The organism is Streptomyces sp. DSM 15324, from assembly GCF_001514285.1.
Classification (GTDB): Bacteria; Actinomycetota; Actinomycetes; order Streptomycetales; family Streptomycetaceae; genus Streptomyces.
Genome location: NZ_KQ949024.1, coordinates 808,650 through 828,165, shown reverse-complemented (window position 1 = coordinate 828,165; position 19,516 = coordinate 808,650). Strand labels below are relative to the sequence as shown.

Genomic DNA, 19,516 nt, shown 5'->3' with positions numbered 1-19,516 from the left:
GTGGACGAAGGTCTGCGCGACCCGGCCGGTCCGCCACGCGGGCAGGAGCACCCGCTGTTCCGCTCCGTACGCCACCACACGCGGCGAGTCCCCCGTCGCGGGCGCACGGAAACGCACGCAGCCGGAAGCGGACCCGCTCAGCCCATGCCGGCGCCCCGCAGCAGGAGCAGCGCCACGGCCAGTCCGGCCACCGCGATCGACGCCCGGAACGGCCATCGGCTCACCTCCCCCGGCAGGGCACTGCCCGCGACCGCGACGATCCCGGCCGCCGCCGCCAGGACGCGATCCATGAGCCCGACCGGCCCGGGCGGCCCGGCCACGACCGCGGCCACGGCGGTCAGCATCACGGCAGGGGCCAGCCGGCGGCAGACCGGACGGCCCAGCCGCTGCGGCAGCCCGCGCACCCCGGTGGCGAGATCGTCGTCGATGTCCGGGAGGACGTTCACCAGGTGCGCGCCGACGCCGAGCAGCGCCCCCGCCGTAGTCGCCCACCATGCGGGCCACGTCTGGGACGGTGGGCCGAGGGTGACGAACGCCGGCAGCGAGGCGAAGCCGACGGCGTAGGGCAGCGGTGAGAGCACGGTCCGCTTCAGCCGCAGGTTGTAGGCCCAGCCGGCGGCCACGCCCCCGAGGTGTACCGCTCCGGCGGCGGCGCCGCTCAACAGGGACAGGGGGACGCACAGCCCCAACGCCGTCCCGGCCGCCACGGCCACCGCCCGGGGCGGCAGTTCGCCCGCCGCCACCGGTTTGTCACGGCGGCCGCGGGCCGTGTCGCGCCGTGCGTCGGCCGCGTCGTTGCACCAGCCGACCGAGAGCTGGCCGGCCAGAACGGCAGCCGCCACCGCCGCCGACCCCGCCGCCCCGCGGCCGGCCGCCACGGCCAGGGCCGACACGAACACGGTGACGGCGAGCGCCGGCTCCGGGTGACACGAGCGCAGCAGCGCCGAGAGCCCGTATGCCGTACGGGGGAGAGCCCCAGACGGGTGGAGAGACACGTACGCACGGTAGGCGGGCATCCGGCACGAGGAAGGCATTGCCGGCATGCGTGTCCCCGCGATCGCCGACGCAGCGGCGTCCCCCGCCGCGGCCCCGTCCGCCGGTCCTCCGGCCGCCGCGGCCGCGCCGTCGCTCGCGCCCGGCCGGACGGCCGCCACCGGTAACACGGCCGCCACCGCCATGACGACCGCCGCTGCCACCGCCATGACCACCGCCACCGCCATGACGACCGCCGCCGCCACCGCCATGACCGCCGCGCCCGCCACCGGCGCCGCGACGACCCCCACCGCCCCCAGGCCCGCCGACACGGCAACCGCCCCCGCCACGCCCGCCCCTGCCGCGCCCGCCCCCGCCACGCCCGCCGGCACGGTGCCCGCTCCCGCCCCGGCCGCCCCCACCACGACCGTCGCCGCCGTCCGGACCGTGTTGCCCCCGCACCGGTACGCCCAGGAGGACCTCACCGAGCGGATCGGCGACCTGTGTCTGCCCCCGGGGGCCGACCGCGCGGTGCTGCGCCGTCTGCACGCCGCCTCCGGGGTGCGTACACGCCACCTCGCCCTGCCGATCGAGCGGTACGCCGCTCTCGGCGACTTCGGGCAGGCGAACGACGCGTGGCTCGCGGCGGGCCTGGAGCTGGGCGAGGCGGCCGTGACGGGGGCGCTGACGGAGGCGGGGCTCGGGCCGGCCGACGTGGACCTGCTCGTGTGCGCCTCCATCACCGGCGTCGCAGCGCCGTCCCTCGACGCACGCCTTGCCGGACGCATCGGACTGCGGCCCGACGTCAAGAGGCTGCCGGTGTTCGGCCTGGGATGCGTGGCGGGCGCCGCGGGACTCGCCCGGGTGCACGACTACCTGCGCGGGCATCCCGGCGGCGTCGCGGTCCTGCTCACCGTGGAACTGTGCTCGCTGACGCTCCAGCGGCGCGACGACTCGCGCGCCAACCTCGTCGCCGGCGCCCTGTTCGGCGACGGCGCGGCCGCGCTCGTGGCGCGCCGCGGCGGCGCCGGACCACATGCCGGACCACCCGACGCGGCGGCCGGCCCGTCGGTGGTCGCCACGCGCAGCCGTCTGTACCCGGACAGCGAGCGGCTGCTCGGATGGGAGATCGGGGCCGGCGGATTCCGTGTGGTGATCGACGCGGGCGTGCCGGCCCTCGTGCGCGAGCACGTCGGCCGCGACCTGCGCGACTTCCTCGCCGAACACGGTCTCACCGTCGAGGACATCGGAACCTGGGTGTGTCATCCGGGCGGCCCGAGGGTGCTGTCCGCGCTGACCGACGCACTGGAGCTGCCGCCCGATGCCCTGGACCTGGCGCGGCGCTCCCTCGCGGCGGCGGGGAACATGTCCTCGGTCTCCGTCCTGCACGTCCTGGAGAGCATCCGGGCGGCCGGCCGGCCCGCGCCCGGCACCTGGGGTCTGCTGCTCGCGATGGGGCCCGGCTTCTGCTCCGAACTCGTCCTCCTGCGCTGGTGAGGGATGCCCATGTCCTGGTACGCGCTGGTCCTCCTCGCCGTCGCCGCCGAACGCCTCGCGGAACTCCTCGTCGCCCGGCGCAACGCCGCCCTGACCCTCGCCCGCGCCGGAGTGGAGCACGGCCGGGGGCACTACCCCGTCATGGTCGCCCTGCACACGGGGCTGCTGGTGTGCTGTCTGCTCGAACCCGCGCTGGCGGACCGGCCCTTCCTGCCCGCTCTGGGCTGGCCCATGCTGGCGCTCGCGGTGCTGGCCCAGGGACTGCGCTGGTGGTGCGTGACCACGCTCGGACCATTCTGGAACACCCGGGTCATCGTCGTGCCCGGGGCCCGCCTGGTCGCCGCGGGACCCTACCGTTTCCTGCGCCACCCCAACTATCTCGCGGTGGTCGTGGAGATCGCCGCGCTTCCGCTCGTGCACTCCGCCTGGCTGACCGCGGCCGCCTTCAGCCTCGCCAACGCGGCGCTGCTGACGGTCCGCGTCCGCTGTGAGAACACCGCTCTGGCCCTCGCGGGGCCCGCGTGAGACCCGTGCACGACCTGGTGATCGCCGGAGGCGGACCCGCCGGTCTGGCCACTGCCCTGCACGCGGCGCGCGCCGGTCTCGACACGGTCGTCGTCGAGCCGCGCCCCGCGCCGGTCGACAAGGCGTGCGGTGAGGGCCTGATGCCGGGCGCCGTCCGCGCCCTCGGCGCGCTGGGACTGGAGGTCCCCGGCCGCCCCCTGGCCGGCATCCGGTACGTCCAGGGACCCCGCGCGGTGCAGGCCGCGTTCCGGCGCGGGCCCGGTCTCGGCGTGCGCCGCACGGCCCTGCACGGCGCCCTGCACCGCGCCGTGCTGGATGCGGGTGTGCCCGTCCTGCCGCTGCGGGTGGCGGAGGTGCGGCAGGACGGCGCGGGCGTGACTGTCCCCGGCACGGGACTGCGCGCCCGGTGGCTCGTGGCCGCGGACGGGCTGCACTCGCCGGTACGCCGCGCCCTGGGCCTCGGCGCCCCACCGCGGGGCGCGGGGGAGGCGCGGTACGGGCTGCGCCGGCATTACGCGGTGCCGCCCTGGTCGTCGTACGTCGAGGTGCACTGGGGCGTGGAGGGGGAGGCGTACGTCACCCCGCTCGGTCCCGGGCTGGTCGGTGTCGCCCTGCTGACGGGCCGCCGCGCCCCCTTCGGCGACCACCTGCGGGCGTTCCCCGAACTGGTGGCGCGGCTCCCGCCGGAAGCGGCCGTCACCCCGGTGCGCGGCGCGGGGCCGCTGCGCCAGCGCGCCCGTACCCGCGTCCACGGGCGGGTCCTGCTGGTCGGCGACGCCGCCGGCTACGTCGACGCGCTGACCGGCGAGGGCATCTCCCTCGCGCTCACGGGCGCCGAGGTCCTGGTCGCCAACGTCCGCCGCGGCACCCCGGGCCGCTACGAGAGCGACTGGCGCCGAGTCACCCGCCGCCACCGGCTCCTCACCGAAACCCTGGTGCGGGCCCGCACACAGCGCGCTCTGGGCCCGCGCATCACCCCGGCGGCCGCCCGGCTGCCGCGGGTCTTCGCGGCAGCGGTGAACGCACTCGCCTGAACCGAGCCGGAGGCGACGGCGCCGTGCAGCGGTCCGGACCGGCCCGGGACGGCCCCCGCTCGGGCCTGCGCTGCGCAGGCCCGGCCGGCGGACCGGGCCGCGCGACGCGGTGGCGCACCGGCCACCCGACGCGGGCCGCCGGTGCCGGTGCCGGACGGCCCTCCCCGAAGCGGTGTCACGCGTCCGGGATGTCGGCCTTCGCACGAATCAGGGTCTCGCGGGTGATGACGACGATGCGTTCGTAGTCGGCGCGGGAGGCGTCGGACGGGAGACCGGGATCCAGCGAATCCGTGGCGTCCGTACCGATCACGGCGAAGTTCCCGTCGGCCAACTCGAAGATGTCGGGGCAGTTGCCCCCGCCCGTGCTCCCCCGCTCGGCTGGGGCCGCACCGATCCGACGGATGATCTGACTCACTGTTGTTTCCCTTGGTCCTTGGCTTGCGCACGACGACTGCTCGGTGCAAGGCGGACCCTGTGGGGTGCACTCGTCATCCGGCGGCGTAGGCGACGATGGTGTGGGGTCCTCTACGCGATCAAGCGCGAGTCAACTCCCTGACGCCCCCCTCAACTGTGCACTTGATCGGTTCGTTATGGGCCGTCGGCGTGAACCTCACGGCGCGCGCCGTCTACTCGGCCGGTGGCTCGCCCACCACCCACCACTCGTCCACATCGGCCTCTTCGAGCTGCCGCAGCAGCTCGTCGACCATGCGGCCGAGGTCGGCCTCGACCGAGTCGGCGGGGAGGGTCGCGCGCTGACCCTGGGTGGCGTACCAGTACTCCCGGACGACGGGGTTCTGGAGCAGTCCGCGCATCCGGCCGTGGAACTCCTCGCGGGTGAGGTTGCCGATGCGGTGGTAGAAGAGAAGGTTCGTGTACAGGGCGTTGGCGAACAGGTACTGCCGTCGCTTCTGGGGCGACGCCGGCACCTCGAAGATGTCCAGCACCTCGGCCAGCTCGGGGCTGTCGATCGCCTTGCTCAGCAGTTCCCAGTGCAGCCGCTGCTGGTGGGCGAGGTTCGTGTCGGGCGGCGCGGGGACCGCCCGTTCCAGGCGCTCCAGCCGGGTGCGCAGCGCGGTGAGGGTGCTTCGCTGGACGGTGAGTGCCGCGAGGGCACCGGCCGCGAGGCCGAGGCCCGCCGCGGCGACAGGAGCGAGCCCCCGCGTCCGAGACTTCTGTGTGGCCATGTCAACCCCCGAATCAGGCGGCCGTGCGCCGGTCGTCGGGGTGCGGGTGGAGTGACGGGTACCGGCGGGGTGGGCGGCGCTTGCCGTCTCCCAGGGTGCCGAGCCGCTCTGATCGGCGGGGGAGGCGGAGGGGAGGCGCACGGAGGGAAGCGAGGGTCGCACGCCAGGGCGCCTTGCCAGACGTCTGCCCGGCAAGTGCTGCTAACAATCGTTCACTTAGGGGGGATTGGGCGGACTCGTATCCTGGGGCGCGTCCCATCGTCGTACGCGCTCCGCGGCCGTGAGCCGGAGTGCGCGCAGGTGTCAGAGAGGTCGCACGGTGACGCAGAGCCGCAGTCCGCAGCAGATCCCGGTCGTCGTACTCGCCGGATTCCTCGGCTCCGGCAAGACGACCCTGCTCAACCACCTCCTGCACCGCAGCGGGGGCAGCCGCATCGGGGCGATCGTCAACGACTTCGGGGCGATCGAGATCGACGCCATGGCCGTGGCCGGCGCGCTCGGCGACTCCACCGTCTCCCTAGGCAACGGCTGTCTGTGCTGTGCCGTCGACGCGAGCGAACTCGACGTGTACCTGGAGCGGCTCGCCCACCCCGACACCGGCATCGACGTCATCGTCATCGAGGCGAGCGGTCTCGCCGAACCCGAGGAACTGGTGCGGATGGTGCTCGCCAGCGAGCACCCGGGGATCGTGTACGGAGGGCTCGTCGAGGTCGTCGACGCCGCCGAGTTCGACGACACCCGCGCCAAGCACCCCGGGATCGACCGGCATCTCGCCCTCGCCGACCTGGTCGTCGTGAACAAGATCGACCGTGCCCCGCGGGCCGGGCACGTCCTGGAGCTCGTCCGCTCGCTCACCGACCGCGCGGCGGTCGTCCCCGCGACGTACGGCCGGGTCGACCCGGAGTTCCTCTTCGACTGCCGGCCCGGTGAGGAACGCGTCGGACAGCTGTCCTTCGACGACCTGCACGAGCACGGCGACGACGAGGACCACGGCGGACACCTGCACGCGGCCTACGACAGCGTCTCCTTCGTCTCCGAAGTCCCCCTCGACCCGCGCCGGTTGATGGCCTTCCTCGACAGCAGGCCCGAGGGGCTCTACCGCATCAAGGGGTACGTCGACTTCGGCGCGTACGACGTCCTGAACCGCTACGCCGTGCACGCCGTCGGCCGCTTCCTGCGCTTCTACCCGGAGCGCCGCGGCCCCGCCGAGGACCGCCTCACCCAGCTCGTCCTCATCGGCACCGGCATCGACGCCGAGGCGCTCGGCAAGGAGCTCCAGGCCTGCGGCAGCGACGCCCCGCACGCCGACGAGCACGGCATGTGGGGCGTCCTGCGCTACGTACAGGATCCGGACGGCGCGTCGGACCCCGGCGAACCGGCCTACTAGACCGCGTAGACCGTCCGAACCGGCTTGGACCGCCCGGGCCGGCACGGACCGTCCGAACCGGCCTAGACCGGCCCCGCCACCACGCCCACCGTCTTCGGCAGGGAGACGCCCGAGCCGTCGCGGCGCGGGTCCATCTCGGGCAGCTCGGCCGGCATGCCGTTCTTCTGGGCCGCCTTCGCCGGGACCGGGCCCGCCCAGGCGAAGGACAGGCAGTCCTCGCCCTTCAGGAACCGCTGGCAGCGCACACCGCCGGTGGCACGGCCCTTGCGCGGGTACTGGTCGAACGGCGTCAGCTTGGCCGTCGTCTGGACGGAGTCGTCCAGTGTGCCGCGCGAGCCGGCGACCGTGAAGACCACCGCGTCCACGGACGGGTCCACCGCGGTGAACGAGATGACCTTCACGCCCTCGGCGAGCTTGATGCCCGCCATGCCGCCCGCCGGACGGCCCTGCGGACGCACCTGCGCCGCCTGGTAGCGCAGCAGCTGGGCGTCGTCGGTGATGAAGACCAGGTCCTCCTCGCCGGTGCGCAGCTCGATCGCGCCCACGATCCGGTCGCCCTCCTTGAGGGTGATGACCTCCAGCTCCTCCTTGTTGGACGGATAGTCGGGCACCACCCGCTTGACCACGCCCTGCTCGGTGCCGAGCGCCAGACCGGGCGAGGACTCGTCGAGCGTGATCAGGCAGACCAGCGTCTCGTCGCCCTCCAGGGAGACGAACTCCGCCACCGGGGCGCCTCCCGCGAGGTTGGGTGCCGACGCCGTGTCCGGCAGCTGCGGCAGGTCGACGACGTTGATCCGCAACAGCCGGCCCGCCGAGGTGACCGCGCCGATCTCCCCGCGCGCGGTGGCCGGCACCGCCGAGACGATCACGTCGTGCTTGACGCGTCTGTCGTCGCCCTCACCGGTGAAGGGCTCGCCGTTCGCCGTACGGGCCAGCAGGCCCGTGGACGACAGCAGGACCCGGCACGGGTCGTCCGCGACCTGGAGCGGTACGGCGGCGGCCGGGGTGCCGGACGACTCCAGCAGGACCGTACGCCGCTCGGTGCCGAACTTCTTGGCCACCGCGGCCAGTTCCGCGGAGACCAGCTTGCGCAGCTCCGCGTCCGAGTCCAGGATCCGGGTCAGCTCCGCGATCTCCGCGCCCAGCCGCTCCTTCTCCGCCTCCAGCTCGATCCGGTCGAACCTGGTGAGACGGCGCAGCGGAGTGTCGAGGATGTACTGGGTCTGGATCTCCGACAGCGAGAAGCGCTCGATCAGGCGCTCCTTGGCCTGCGCGCTGTTCTCGCTGGAGCGGATCAGTCGGATGACCTCGTCGATGTCGACGAGCGCCGTGAGCAGGCCCTCCACCAGGTGCAGCCGGTCGCGGCGCTTGCCGCGGCGGTACTCGCTGCGCCGGCGGACCACGTCGAAGCGGTGGTCGAGATAGACCTCCAGCAGCTCCTTGAGGCCCAGCGTCAGCGGCTGGCCGTCCACCAGCGCCACGTTGTTGATGCCGAAGGACTCCTCCATCGGCGTCAGCTTGTAGAGCTGCTCCAGGACGGCCTCCGGCACGAAGCCGTTCTTGATCTCGATGACCAGGCGCAGGCCGTGCTGACGGTCGGTCAGGTCCTTGACGTCGGCGATGCCCTGGATCTTCTTCGAACCGACCAGGTCCTTGATCTTGGCGATGACCTTCTCGGGGCCGACCGTGAACGGCAGCTCCGTGACGACCAGGCCCTTGCGGCGGGCCGTCACGGTCTCCACCGCGACCGTGGCGCGGATCTTGAAGGTGCCGCGGCCCGTCTCGTAGGCGTCGCGGACGCCGGACAGACCGACGATCCGGCCACCGGTGGGCAGGTCCGGCCCCGGGACGAACTTCATGAGGGTGTCCAGATCCGCGTTGGGGTAACGGATCAGGTGCCGGGCGGCCGCGACGACCTCGCCCAGGTTGTGCGGCGGCATGTTCGTGGCCATGCCGACCGCGATCCCGGACGCGCCGTTGACCAGCAGGTTCGGGAAGGCGGCGGGCAGTGCCACCGGCTCCTGCTCCTGGCCGTCGTAGTTCGGCGCGAAGTCGACGGTGTCCTCGTCGATCGACTCCGTCATCAGGCTCGTCGCCTCGGCCTGACGGCACTCCGTGTACCGCATGGCGGCCGGCGGGTCGTCGTTGCCCAGAGAGCCGAAGTTGCCGTGGCCGTCGACCAGGGGCACGCGCATGGAGAACGGCTGCGCCATGCGCACCAGGGCGTCGTAGATCGACGCGTCGCCGTGCGGGTGCAGCTTGCCCATGACCTCGCCGACGACGCGCGCGCACTTCACGTACCCGCGGTCGGGGCGCAGGCCCATCTCGGCCATCTGGTAGACGATGCGACGGTGCACCGGCTTGAGTCCGTCGCGGGCGTCGGGCAGGGCGCGGGAGTAGATGACCGAGTACGCGTACTCGAGGAAGGAGCCCTGCATCTCGTCGACGACGTCGATGTCGAGGATCCGCTCCTCGTACGAGTCGTCGGGCGGCGGGGTCTTCGTGCTGCGGCGGGCCATCGCTGCCGGCTCCTTGCTGAGGCGTGTGAGGGATGCTGACGCGGTCCATTGTGGACCGCGGCACTGACAAGACGGGCCCAGGACCCCCGCCCTCTCATGATTGCCCGCAGGGTACGTCATGTCCGATCCGGTCCGACGTCCCGGATTCTCGCTCTCGGCGTACCGGCCCCGGGAACTTCGCCGACCCACCGCGCGCTTGCATACAGTGACAGGACCGGTAGGAACCGCGCGGTTTCCACGACCGCGTCCGCGATCGGAAGGACGTACATGCCCATGGGTCACACGGCCACAGACCAGGCAGGCACCGGGGGCCTGACAGCGACCGAGCACCGCCTGGCCAACGGCCTGCGCGTGGTGCTCTCCGAGGACCACCTGACCCCCGTCGCGGCGGTGTGCCTCTGGTACGACGTCGGCTCCCGCCACGAAGTCAAGGGCCGTACCGGCCTGGCTCACCTTTTCGAGCACCTCATGTTCCAGGGATCCGCCCAGGTCAAGGGCAACGGCCACTTCGAGCTGGTCCAGGGCGCCGGCGGCTCGCTCAACGGCACCACCAGCTTCGAGCGCACCAACTACTTCGAGACCATGCCCACCCACCAGCTGGAGCTCGCCCTCTGGCTGGAGGCCGACCGCATGGGCTCCCTCCTCGCCGCCCTGGACGACGAGTCCATGGAGAACCAGCGCGACGTCGTCAAGAACGAACGCCGCCAGCGCTACGACAACGTGCCGTACGGCACCGCCTTCGAGAAGCTGACCGCCCTCGCCTACCCGGACGGCCACCCCTACCACCACACGCCGATCGGCTCGATGGCCGACCTGGACGCGGCGACGCTGGAGGACGCGCGCGCGTTCTTCCGCACGTACTACGCGCCCAACAACGCCGTCCTGTCGGTCGTCGGCGACATCGACCCCGAGCAGACGCTCGCGTGGATCGAGAAGTACTTCGGCTCCATCCCCTCCCACGACGGCAAGCCGGAGCCGCGTGACGGCACGCTGCCCGACGTCATCGGCGAGCAGCTGCGCGAGGTCGTGGAGGAGGAGGTCCCGGCCCGCGCGCTGATGGCCGCCTACCGTCTGCCGCAGGACGGCACGCGCGCGTGCGACGCGGCCGACCTGGCGCTCACCGTCCTGGGCGGCGGCGAGTCCTCCCGCCTGTACAACCGGCTGGTGCGCCGCGACCGCACCGCCGTCGCGGCCGGCTTCGGGCTGCTGCGGCTCGCGGGAGCGCCCTCCCTGGGCTGGCTGGACGTGAAGACCTCCGGGGACGTCGAGGTGCCCGTCGTCGAGACCGCCATCGACGAGGAGCTCGCCCGGTTCGCCGAGGAGGGCCCCACGGCCGAGGAGATGGAGCGCGCGCAGGCCCAGTTGGAGCGCGAGTGGCTCGACCGGCTCGGCACCGTCGCCGGCCGCGCGGACGAACTGTGCCGGTTCGCGGTCCTGTTCGGCGACCCGCAGCTCGCCCTCACCGCCGTCCAGCGCGTCCTGGACATCACGCCCGAGGAGGTGCGGGAGGTCGCCCAGGCCCGCCTGCGCCCCGACAACCGCGCGGTCCTCGTCTACGAGCCGACCGCCCCCGAAGCCCCCGCCGACCAGGACGAGAACGAGGAGGCGGCCCAGTGACGGAGCTCGCCACGATGGACTTCCACCCCCAGCCCCGGGCGGGCGAGGCCAGGCCGTGGGCGTTCCCGGCGCCCGAGCGCGGCACGCTGGACAACGGCCTGACCGTCCTGCACTGCCACCGCCCCGGCCAGCAGGTCGTCGCCGTCGAGGTCCTCCTCGACGCGCCCCTGGACGCCGAGCCGTCCGGCCTGGACGGCGTCGCCACGATCATGGCGCGCGCGTTCACCGAGGGCACCGACAAGCACTCCGCCGAGGAGTTCGCCGCCGAGCTGGAGCGCTGCGGCGCCACCCTCGACGCCCACGCCGACCACCCCGGCGTCCGGATCAGCCTGGAGGTGCCCGCCTCCCGGCTGCCCAAGGCGCTCGGCCTGCTCGCCGACGCCCTGCGCGCCCCCGCCTTCGCCGACAGCGAGGTGGAGCGTCTCGTCCACAACCGGCTCGACGAGATCCCGCACGAGCTGGCCAACCCCTCCCGACGCGCCGCCAAGGAGCTCTCCAAGGAGCTGTTCCCGGCGACCGTGCGCATGTCGCGGCCGCGCCAGGGCACCGCGGAGACCGTCGAGAAGATCGACTCCGCCGCCGTACGCGCCTTCTACGAGCGCCACGTCCGGCCGGCCACGTCCACCGCCGTGGTCGTCGGCGACCTCACGGGCATCGACCTCGCCGCGCTCCTCGGCGAGACCCTGGGCGCCTGGACGGGCTCCCCGGCCCAGCAGCGGCCCGTCCCGCCGGTGACCGCCGACGACACCGGCCGCGTCGTCATCGTGGACCGCCCCGGCGCCGTCCAGACGCAGCTGCTCATCGGCCGCGTCGGCGCCGACCGGCACGCACGCGTGTGGGCCGCCCAGGTCCTCGGCACCTACTGCCTCGGCGGCACCCTCACCTCCCGCCTCGACCGCGTCCTGCGCGAGGAGAAGGGCTACACGTACGGCGTGCGTGCCTTCGGGCAGGTCCTGCGCTCCGCCCCGGACGGCTCGGGCGCCGCGATGCTCGCCATCAGCGGTTCCGTCGACACGCCGAACACCGGTCCCGCCCTGGACGACCTGTGGAAGGTGCTGCGCACCCTCGCGGCGGAGGGCCTGACGGACGCCGAGCGCGATGTCGCCGTGCAGAACCTGGTGGGCGTGGCGCCGCTGAAGTACGAGACCGCGGCGGCCGTCGCGAGCACGCTGGCCGACCAGGTCGAGCAGTTCCTGCCCGACGACTACCAGGCCACGCTCTACCGCCAGCTCGCCGCGACCGGCACGGTCGAGGCCACCGCCGCGGCCGTGAGCGCCTTCCCGGTGGACCGTCTGGTGACCGTCCTCGTCGGTGACGCGGCGCAGATCAAGGAGCCCGTCGAGGCGCTCGGGATCGGCGAAGTCACCGTGGTCCCCGCCGAGTAGGCACGGGAGAGGCGGACGTACTGCGGCCCCGGGCGTCGTCCCGGGGCCGCAAGATGTCCGAATTGATGCGGAGGTTGTGTGTCTGTGCTGTGGCGTGCGCTACAAAAACCGTGATCCGTTTGAGGATTGATAACGGTCCCGCATAGCGTCGGCCCGACTGTTCGTCAGGCACCGCGCCGCATCCGCGGCACCGGACAGTCATCGCCGAGTCCCCGTACGGCGCGAGCCAGGGGAGCCGGGGACCCATGAAGTCCCTGGGGTGAATCGGACGCCCGCGCGTGAGCGAGGGGGTCCGTAGGAGACCTTCCTGCTCCGAACCCGTCAGCTAACCCGGTAGGCGAGAGGGAAGGAAAGGACCGCTCGCCCTTCATGGCGTACACCTGCACCACCGGGAAGCACCGCCGGCCCAGCCGGATGCAGCGCACCACCGCCCGCGCGGCGGGTTTCGCGGCGCTGACCACCACCGGTGTCATGGCCACCGTCGCCTCCAGCCCGGCCTTCGCCGCGGAGCCGACCCCCGAACAGACCGGCCTGATCCCGGTCGTCACGGCCGGCGAGGCCGTCGCCGAGCAGGTCGACGACCAGGTCGCCCTGCAGAAGAGGGCAGCTTTCGAGGAGGCCGCGCGCGAGGCCGCCGCCAAGAAGGCCGCCGAGGAGCGCGAGGCACGCGTGCGTGCCGCCCGTGAGGCCGAGCGCAAGCGCCTGAACGCCTTCGTGCTGCCGATCACCGGGTCCTACGTCTCCACCGGCTACCACGCGAGCAGCTCCCTGTGGTCCTCCGGCAGCCACACCGGCATCGACTTCCACGCCGCCAGCGGCACCCCCGTGCACGCGGTCGGCCTCGGTACCGTCGTCGAGGCGGGCTGGGGCGGGTCGTACGGCAACAACGTCGTCATCCGGATGAACGACGGCACGTACACCCAGTACGCCCACCTGTCCTCCATCGGGGTCTCGGTCGGCCAGCAGGTCACCCCCGGGCAGCAGATCGGCCTGTCCGGCGCGACCGGCAACGTCACCGGCCCGCACCTGCACTTCGAGGCCCGGACGACGGCGGAGTACGGCTCCGACATCGACCCGGTCGCCTACCTCCGTCAGCACGGCGTCAACGTCTGACGCCACCCGGCGACACCGCGTCCCGAGCCCCGGCCCCAGTGGCCGGGGCTTTCGCCGTTTTCGCCACCCCGCTGTCCAAAAAATATCCCTGGATTCCGGTCCGTCTTCGGAAATTGCGGCTGATTGCAATAGAGTCACGGAACACACGTCAATCGGCGGAGCTCGGCGACGTTTCACGGGGATTAAGACGGAGGCGGTCATGCGTATTCCGGCGCACTCGGTGTGCACGGCCATCCGGGACGACATCGTCGCGGGTGTCTACGAGCGCGGCAGCCGTCTCACCGAGGAACTCCTCGCCCGCCGCTACGGCGTCTCCCGCGTCCCCGTCCGGGAGGCGCTGCGCACCCTGGAGGCCGAGGGCTTCGTCGTCACCCGGCGGCACGCGGGCGCGTGCGTCGCGGAGCCGACCGAGCAGGAGGCGGCCGACCTGCTGGAGATGCGCATGCTCCTGGAGCCGCTGGGGGCCGCCCGGGCCGCCCAGCGCCGCACGGAGGCGCATCTGAAGGTGCTCCGCGGCCTCGTCCGGCTGGGCCAGGAGCGGGCCCGCAGGGGCAACAGCGAGGATCTGCGCTCGCTGGGCGGCTGGTTCCACGAGACGCTCGCCCAGGCCTCCGGGAGCCACGCCCTCACCTCGATGCTCACCCAGCTCCGCCACAAGATCGCCTGGATGTACGCGGTGGACGCGCCGGCCGACCCGGTGGAGTCCTGGGCCGAGCACGGCGCGATCGTGGACGCGGTGGCGCGCGGCGACCAGGAGCGCGCGCGGACGGTCACGGCCCTGCACACCGAGCGCGCCACGGCCGTGCACCGCCTGCGTTTCGCCGGCGGCGCGGACCGCGCCGACCGTGTGAGGACTTCGCAACCTCCCGTAAACATGACGGGGCTGCGGCATTAACACGGGGGCCGTATACAAAGAAGGGATATTCGGCGGAGGAGTATTTCCGCTGCCCTTTTCATGCGCGCCCGGGAATTCTCGGAGGTGCGCTTTCGGTGTGCCCGGAGCCGGGTTTCCGTTTGTGCAAAAAAACCGGGCCGCGCCACCTTTCGAAGGTGACGCGGCCCGGTCTGTGCCTCAGACGGTCTCGGGGAGTTCCTCGAGACCCTCGGCGACCAGCTTGGCCAGCCGGTCCAGAGCGACGTCCGCGCCCTCGGCGTCGGAGGCGAGGACGATCTCCTCGCCCCCCTTCGCGCCGAGGCCGAGGACGGCCAGCATGGAGGCCGCGTTGACGGGGTTGCCGTCGGCCTTGGCGATCGTCACCGGGACGCCTGCGGCCGTGGCGGCTCGGACGAAGATGGAAGCGGGGCGGGCGTGGAGGCCCTCGGCCCAGCCGACGTTGACGCGGCGCTCAGCCATGTGTTGCTGCCCTTCGGTTCTCAGGTTGTCTAGACCGGTGTTGTCTAGACCAGTGTTCCACACGTGAAGCCGGTGAGGAACGGGTCGGACGTCCCGTCCCTCGGGCGGTCACCGGATCGCGGCCTCGATCCGGCCCCCGTCCTCCACAGACTGCCTCGCGCCGTTGTCGTACGCGAGCCGTACTCTGGGCCCCATGCAGAGCGCCTCGGACCGGCACGCGTACCCCGCCCACTGGGAAGCCGACGTGGTGCTGCGCGACGGCGGCACCGCGCGCATCCGCCCCATCACCGTCGATGACGCCGAGCGCCTGGTCAGCTTCTACGAGCAGGTCTCGGACGAGTCGAAGTACTACCGCTTCTTCGCGCCCTACCCGCGCCTGTCCGCGAAGGACGTCCACCGCTTCACGCACCACGACTTTGTGGACAGGGTGGGACTCGCGGCCACGGTCGGCGGCGAGTTCATCGCCACCGTACGCTATGACCGCATTGGTGCCGACGGCATGCCCGCCTCCGCACCCGCCGACGAGGCCGAGGTCGCCTTCCTCGTCCAGGACGCCCACCAGGGGCGCGGCGTCGCCTCCGCCCTCCTCGAACACATCGCGGCTGTCGCGCGCGAGCGCGACATCCGCCGGTTCGCCGCCGAGGTGCTGCCCGCCAACACCAAGATGATCAAGGTGTTCACGGATGCCGGCTACACCCAGCAGCGCAGTTTCGAGGACGGCGTCGTCCGCCTGGAGCTGGACCTCGAACCCACCGCGCGGTCCCTGGCCGTGCAGCGCGCGCGGGAGCAGCGCGCCGAGTCCCACTCCGTACGACGGCTGCTGGCACCCGGCTCGGTCGCCGTGTTCGGCACCGGGCGCGCCCCCGGCGGCGTCGGCCGCAGCGTCCTCGGCAACCTCCGCGCGGCGGGCTTCACCGGCCCGATGTACGCCGTGAACCCGGCCTTCCCCGAGGACCTCAAGGACATCGACGGCATCCCCGCCCACCGTTCCGTGCGCGAGATCGCCGGCCCCGTCGACCTCGCGATCGTCGCCGTCCCCGCCGAGCAGGTGCCCGAGGTCGTCCGCGCGTGCGGGGAGCACGGCGTCCAGGGCCTCGTCGTGCTCTCCGCCGGTTACGCCGAGAGCGGCCCCGACGGCCGCGAACGCCAGCGCGCCCTCGTCCGCCACGCACGCGCGTACGGCATGCGGATCATCGGCCCCAACGCGTTCGGCGTCATCAACACCTCGCCGCAGGTCCGGCTCAACGCCTCGCTCGCCCCTCAGATGCCGCGCCCCGGCCGCATCGGAGTGTTCGCCCAGTCCGGCGCCATCGGCATCGCCCTGCTGTCCCGGCTGCACCGGCGTGGCGGTGGCGTCACCGGCACCACCGGGGTGTCCACCTTCGTCTCCTCCGGCAACCGCGCGGACGTCTCGGGCAACGACGTCCTCCAGTACTGGTACGACGACCCGGACACGGACGTCGCCCTGATGTACCTCGAATCCATCGGCAACCCCCGCAAGTTCACCCGCCTCGCCCGGCGCACCGCGGCGGCCAAGCCCCTGGTGGTCGTCCAGGGCTCCGGCTCCGCCCCGCAGGGCCACGCGGTCCGCGCCACCCGGCTCCCGCACGCCACCGTGTCGGCACTGCTGCGCCAGGCCGGCGTCATCCGCGTCGACACCATCACCGAACTGGTCGACGCGGGCCTGCTCCTCGCCCGCCAGCCCCTGCCGACCGGACCCCGGGTCGCCATCCTCGGCAACTCCGAGTCGCTCGGCCTGCTGACGTACGACGCCTGCCTCTCCGAGGGGCTGCGCCCGCAGCCCCCGCTGGACCTGACCACCGAGGCGTCGGCGGACGACTTCCACGCCGCGCTCGCCCGGGCGCTCGCCGACGAGACCTGCGACGCGGTCGTGGTGACGGCGATCCCCGCGATCGGCGAGACCTCGCCCAGCGACGCGGCCCTCGCCCAGGCCCTGCGCTCGGCGGCCGCCGCGGCCCCCGCCAAGCCGGTCCTCGTCGTCCACGTGGAACTCGGCGGCCTCGCCGCCGCGCTGTCCGCCGCGACCAGCACCGCACCACGCGCCGGAGCCGGCGCACGCGCGCGTGACACGGCCCCGCCCCGGCCCGGCACCCCCGAGGGCGCCCCCGCGGTGGAGGCCCCCGCGGGCGCCCACCTCATCCCCGCCTACCCCGCCGCCGAACGCGCCGTACGCGCCCTCGCCGAAGCGGTGAAGTACGGACAGTGGCGACGCGAGGCCGCCGACCCCGGCAGGGTGCCCGCCTACGACGACATCGACGAGAAGGGCGCCGCCCGCCTGATCGACGGGCTCCTCTCCCGCGGAGAGGGCCTCACCCTCGGCACCGAGGAGACCTGCGAGCTGCTCGGGCACTACGGCGTCCACCCCCGCCGCGCCACCCCCGCGCCCACCCCCGACGACGCGGCCCGCGCCGCCGGCGCGCTCGGCTACCCCGTCGCCCTCAAGGCCACCGCCCCGCACCTGCGCCACCGCGCCGACCTGGGCGGCGTCCGCCTCGACCTCGCCGACGAGGAACAACTGCGCCGGGCGTACACCGAGTTGACCGAACTGTTCGGCAGGCCGGAGGAGATCCGTCCGGTCGTCCAGGCGATGGCCCCGCGCGGGGTCGACACCGTCGTCCGCGCGGTCATCGACCCGGCGGCCGGCGCCGTGCTCTCCTTCGGGCTCGCCGGAGCGGCCTCCCAGCTGCTCGGCGACATGGCGCACCGCCTGGTGCCGGTGACCGACCGCGACGCGACCTCCCTGATCCGCTCGATCCGCACGGCCCCCCTGCTCTTCGGCTGGCGCGGCGCCGCCCCGGTCGACACCCCCGCCCTGGAAGAGCTGCTGCTGCGCGTCTCCCGCCTGGTCGACGACCACCCCGAGGTCGTCGCGGTCACCCTGGAGCCGGTCGTCGTCGCCCGGCACGGCGTCAGCGTCCTGGGCGCCTCGGTCCGCCTCGCCCCGCCCCCGGTCCGCGACGACCTCGGCCCGCGGACCCTGCCGGCGTACTGACGGGCCGGGCGTCCCCGCGCGGCCCCGGACCGGGCACCCGCGAGCGGTGCCTCGCAGTCAGTGGGTCCCCGTAGGATGGACGGCATGGCCAAGACCAGTACGACGACCCAGGGGCTGCGCGCGGCGATCGAGCGCAGCGGCTACTACCCGGCCCTCGTGGCCGAGGCGGTGGAGGCCGCCGTGGGCGGCGAGCCGATCCGGTCGTACCTGGTCCACCAGGAGACCACGTTCGACCAGAACGAGGTGCGCCGGCATGTGACCGTGCTGGTCCTCACCGGCAACCGCTTCATCGTCAGCCACACCGACGAGCAGGCCGCCGACACCACCTCCCCGACGCCGTACGCCACGACGTCCACGGAGTCGGTGAAGCTCGGCCGGATCTCCTCCGTCGTCCTCAGCCGCGTGGTGGCGAACCCGGAGTCCTACACCCCCGGTACCCTGCCCCGCGAGGTCGTGCTGACCATCGGCTGGGGCGCCGTCTCCCGCATCGACCTGGAGCCGGCCGCCTGCGGCGACCCCAACTGCGACGCCGACCACGGCTACACGGGCAACTCCACGGCGGACGACCTCAGCCTGCGTGTCAGCGAGGCGGGCGACGGACCGGAGACGGTGCGCCAGACGCTGGTCTTCGCCCAGGCGCTCTCCGAGGCGACCGCGGACACCTCCCGCTGATGGCCGCCCCCGCCTCCTGGGACCACCCCGAACCCCTCGCCGTCTCCTCCGCCCCCGTCCCCGAGTACGGCACCGGCTCCCTCGCCGACCTGCTGCCCACACTCGCCGCCGGCATGGGCGTGCCCGGGGTGACCGCGGCGATCGAGGAACTCACCCCGGCCGACCGGAACTGCGTCTTCCTGATCGACGGCCTCGGCTGGGAGCAGATCAAGGCCCACCCGGACGAGGCGCCGTATCTGCACGCGCTGCTCGGCGGCTCCCGCGGCGGCACCGGCCGCCCGCTCACCGCCGGCTACCCGGCGACCACCGCGACCTCCCTCGCCTCCGTCGGCACCGGCCTCCCGCCGGGCGCCCACGGCCTGCCCGGCTACACCGTGCGCGACCCGGCCACCGGCGAGCTGATGAACCAGCTGCGCTGGCACCCGTGGACCGCGCCGCACACCTGGCAGCCGTACCCCACCGTCTTCCAGCTCGCCGACCGGGCGGGCGTGCACGCCGCGCAGGTCTCCTCGCCCGCCTTCCAGAACACCCCGCTGACCAAGGTCGCGCTCAGCGGCGGCACGTTCCACGGGCGGCTCACCGGTGAGGAGCGCATGGACCTCGCCGCCGCGCAACTCGCCGCCGGCGACCGCTCCCTCGTCTACACGTACTACGCCGAACTGGACGGCGCGGGCCACCGCTACGGCGTGGCCTCCGACACCTGGCGCGGCCAGCTCATGTACGTCGACCGGCTGGTCCAGCGCCTCGCCGAGCAACTGCCCCCGCGCAGCGCGCTCTACGTCACCGCCGACCACGGCATGGTCGACATCCCCTTCGACGAGCAGCACCGCATCGACTTCGACGAGGACTGGGAGCTGCGCGCCGGAGTCGCCCTGCTCGGCGGCGAGGGCCGCGCCCGCCATGTCTACGCCGTCCCCGGCGCCGCCGACGACGTGCTGACCTGCTGGCGCGAGGTGCTCGGCGAACAGTTCTGGGTGGCCTCGCGGGACGAGGCGATCGCCGCGGGCTGGTTCGGCCCGCACATCGACGACCGTGTGTACGACCGGCTCGGTGACGTGATCGCCGCCGCCCGGGACGACGTCCTGATCATCGCCTCCGAGCGGGAGCCCAAGGAGTCGGCCATGGTCGGCAACCACGGCTCGATGACGCCTGCCGAACAGCTCGTCCCGCTGCTCGAAGTACGCTCCTGACGCCCGCACGTCCCCCGTCTCCACCGATCTCCCCACCGAAAGGTTCCCCCCTCA

Annotated in this window: 16 protein-coding genes and 1 riboswitch; of the genes, 11 read left to right on the top strand and 5 right to left on the bottom strand. The window is 73.3% G+C overall.

The features are described 5' to 3' along the window. Window positions 1-137 precede the first annotated feature (137 nt). The gene (locus AQJ58_RS09785) at window positions 138-995 is read right to left on the bottom strand and encodes a UbiA family prenyltransferase (protein WP_107122013.1); all 858 of its coding nucleotides are present in this window, start codon (window positions 993-995) and stop codon (window positions 138-140) included. A 247-nt stretch (window positions 996-1,242) separates the two neighbouring features. Between AQJ58_RS09785 and AQJ58_RS09780 the strand changes: the two genes are divergently transcribed. From AQJ58_RS09780 to AQJ58_RS09770, 3 genes are read left to right on the top strand one after another with little or no spacing between them, the layout of a single operon-like run. Beyond that, on the top strand, window positions 1,243-2,469 hold the full coding sequence (locus AQJ58_RS09780) for a type III polyketide synthase (protein WP_079078804.1): 1,227 nt from the start codon (window positions 1,243-1,245) through the stop codon (window positions 2,467-2,469). Between the two features lie 9 nt (window positions 2,470-2,478). Then, a complete protein-coding gene (locus AQJ58_RS09775) occupies window positions 2,479-2,994 on the top strand; it encodes an isoprenylcysteine carboxyl methyltransferase family protein (protein ID WP_067247415.1) in 516 nt (171 codons plus the stop codon). After that, window positions 2,991-4,028, top strand: coding sequence for an NAD(P)/FAD-dependent oxidoreductase (locus tag AQJ58_RS09770; RefSeq protein WP_107122001.1), 1,038 nt, complete (start codon window positions 2,991-2,993; stop codon window positions 4,026-4,028). Before AQJ58_RS09775 ends, AQJ58_RS09770 begins: the two co-directional genes overlap by 4 nt. Before the next feature lie 175 nt (window positions 4,029-4,203). Here the strand turns inward: AQJ58_RS09770 and AQJ58_RS09765 are convergent, their stop codons facing one another. Together AQJ58_RS09765 and AQJ58_RS09760 are read right to left on the bottom strand one after the other, a co-directional pair. Further along, window positions 4,204-4,443, bottom strand: coding sequence for a hypothetical protein (locus AQJ58_RS09765; protein WP_107122000.1), 240 nt, complete (start codon window positions 4,441-4,443; stop codon window positions 4,204-4,206). 211 nt (window positions 4,444-4,654) lie between these two features. Then, window positions 4,655-5,212 carry a DUF6082 family protein gene (locus AQJ58_RS09760; RefSeq protein WP_067247410.1) on the bottom strand — a complete coding sequence of 186 codons (558 nt, stop codon included), beginning with the start codon at window positions 5,210-5,212 and terminating at the stop codon, window positions 4,655-4,657. 319 nt (window positions 5,213-5,531) lie between these two features. Between AQJ58_RS09760 and AQJ58_RS09755 the strand changes: the two genes are divergently transcribed. Beyond that, a complete protein-coding gene (locus AQJ58_RS09755) occupies window positions 5,532-6,599 on the top strand; it encodes a CobW family GTP-binding protein (RefSeq protein WP_079078803.1) in 1,068 nt (355 codons plus the stop codon). Window positions 6,600-6,661: 62 nt separating this feature from the next. On the opposite strand, the gene AQJ58_RS09750 is transcribed toward AQJ58_RS09755, so the two are convergent. After that, window positions 6,662-9,118 carry a DNA gyrase/topoisomerase IV subunit A gene (locus AQJ58_RS09750; protein ID WP_067247405.1) on the bottom strand — a complete coding sequence of 819 codons (2,457 nt, stop codon included), beginning with the start codon at window positions 9,116-9,118 and terminating at the stop codon, window positions 6,662-6,664. Window positions 9,119-9,385: 267 nt separating this feature from the next. Between AQJ58_RS09750 and AQJ58_RS09745 the strand changes: the two genes are divergently transcribed. The 4 genes from AQJ58_RS09745 to AQJ58_RS09730 all read left to right on the top strand — a co-directional run bounded on the left by AQJ58_RS09745 (window position 9,386) and on the right by AQJ58_RS09730 (window position 14,128). Further along, window positions 9,386-10,735, top strand: coding sequence for a M16 family metallopeptidase (locus AQJ58_RS09745; RefSeq protein WP_067247402.1), 1,350 nt, complete (start codon window positions 9,386-9,388; stop codon window positions 10,733-10,735). After that, the gene (locus AQJ58_RS09740; RefSeq protein WP_067247399.1) at window positions 10,732-12,120 is read left to right on the top strand and encodes a M16 family metallopeptidase; all 1,389 of its coding nucleotides are present in this window, start codon (window positions 10,732-10,734) and stop codon (window positions 12,118-12,120) included. Before AQJ58_RS09745 ends, AQJ58_RS09740 begins: the two co-directional genes overlap by 4 nt. Before the next feature lie 192 nt (window positions 12,121-12,312). Beyond that, a riboswitch (cyclic di-AMP (ydaO/yuaA leader) is annotated at window positions 12,313-12,475 on the top strand. Between the two features lie 14 nt (window positions 12,476-12,489). After that, a complete protein-coding gene (locus tag AQJ58_RS09735) occupies window positions 12,490-13,233 on the top strand; it encodes a M23 family metallopeptidase (protein ID WP_067247397.1) in 744 nt (247 codons plus the stop codon). Window positions 13,234-13,432: 199 nt separating this feature from the next. Further along, window positions 13,433-14,128 carry a GntR family transcriptional regulator gene (locus AQJ58_RS09730; RefSeq protein WP_067247395.1) on the top strand — a complete coding sequence of 232 codons (696 nt, stop codon included), beginning with the start codon at window positions 13,433-13,435 and terminating at the stop codon, window positions 14,126-14,128. Between the two features lie 177 nt (window positions 14,129-14,305). Here AQJ58_RS09730 and AQJ58_RS09725 read toward each other — a convergent pair whose 3' ends face one another. Then, on the bottom strand, window positions 14,306-14,587 hold the full coding sequence (locus AQJ58_RS09725) for an HPr family phosphocarrier protein (protein ID WP_067247392.1): 282 nt from the start codon (window positions 14,585-14,587) through the stop codon (window positions 14,306-14,308). A gap of 193 nt (window positions 14,588-14,780) precedes the next feature. Between AQJ58_RS09725 and AQJ58_RS09720 the strand changes: the two genes are divergently transcribed. From AQJ58_RS09720 to AQJ58_RS09710, 3 genes are all read left to right on the top strand, one after another. Further along, entirely contained in the window at window positions 14,781-17,600 is a 2,820-nt protein-coding gene (locus tag AQJ58_RS09720) for a bifunctional acetate--CoA ligase family protein/GNAT family N-acetyltransferase (protein ID WP_067247389.1), read from the top strand. Between the two features lie 75 nt (window positions 17,601-17,675). Beyond that, the gene (locus AQJ58_RS09715; RefSeq protein WP_079078802.1) at window positions 17,676-18,272 is read left to right on the top strand and encodes a DUF5998 family protein; all 597 of its coding nucleotides are present in this window, start codon (window positions 17,676-17,678) and stop codon (window positions 18,270-18,272) included. Next, window positions 18,272-19,462, top strand: coding sequence for an alkaline phosphatase family protein (locus AQJ58_RS09710; protein WP_067247385.1), 1,191 nt, complete (start codon window positions 18,272-18,274; stop codon window positions 19,460-19,462). The genes AQJ58_RS09715 and AQJ58_RS09710 overlap by 1 nt, the downstream gene beginning before the upstream one ends. The last annotated feature ends 54 nt before the right edge of the window (window positions 19,463-19,516 follow it).

Coding starts and splice junctions, on each gene's coding strand:
- AQJ58_RS09730 (WP_067247395.1), top strand. CDS start 13,433: ATGCGTATTCCGGCGCACTCGGTGTGCACGGCCATCCGGGACGACATC.
- AQJ58_RS09760 (WP_067247410.1), bottom strand. CDS start 5,212: ATGGCCACACAGAAGTCTCGGACGCGGGGGCTCGCTCCTGTCGCCGCG.
- AQJ58_RS09745 (WP_067247402.1), top strand. CDS start 9,386: ATGCCCATGGGTCACACGGCCACAGACCAGGCAGGCACCGGGGGCCTG.
- AQJ58_RS09715 (WP_079078802.1), top strand. CDS start 17,676: ATGGACGGCATGGCCAAGACCAGTACGACGACCCAGGGGCTGCGCGCG.
- AQJ58_RS09735 (WP_067247397.1), top strand. CDS start 12,490: ATGGCGTACACCTGCACCACCGGGAAGCACCGCCGGCCCAGCCGGATG.
- AQJ58_RS09750 (WP_067247405.1), bottom strand. CDS start 9,118: ATGGCCCGCCGCAGCACGAAGACCCCGCCGCCCGACGACTCGTACGAG.
- AQJ58_RS09775 (WP_067247415.1), top strand. CDS start 2,479: ATGTCCTGGTACGCGCTGGTCCTCCTCGCCGTCGCCGCCGAACGCCTC.
- AQJ58_RS09710 (WP_067247385.1), top strand. CDS start 18,272: ATGGCCGCCCCCGCCTCCTGGGACCACCCCGAACCCCTCGCCGTCTCC.
- AQJ58_RS09780 (WP_079078804.1), top strand. CDS start 1,243: ATGACCGCCGCGCCCGCCACCGGCGCCGCGACGACCCCCACCGCCCCC.
- AQJ58_RS09720 (WP_067247389.1), top strand. CDS start 14,781: ATGCAGAGCGCCTCGGACCGGCACGCGTACCCCGCCCACTGGGAAGCC.
- AQJ58_RS09725 (WP_067247392.1), bottom strand. CDS start 14,587: ATGGCTGAGCGCCGCGTCAACGTCGGCTGGGCCGAGGGCCTCCACGCC.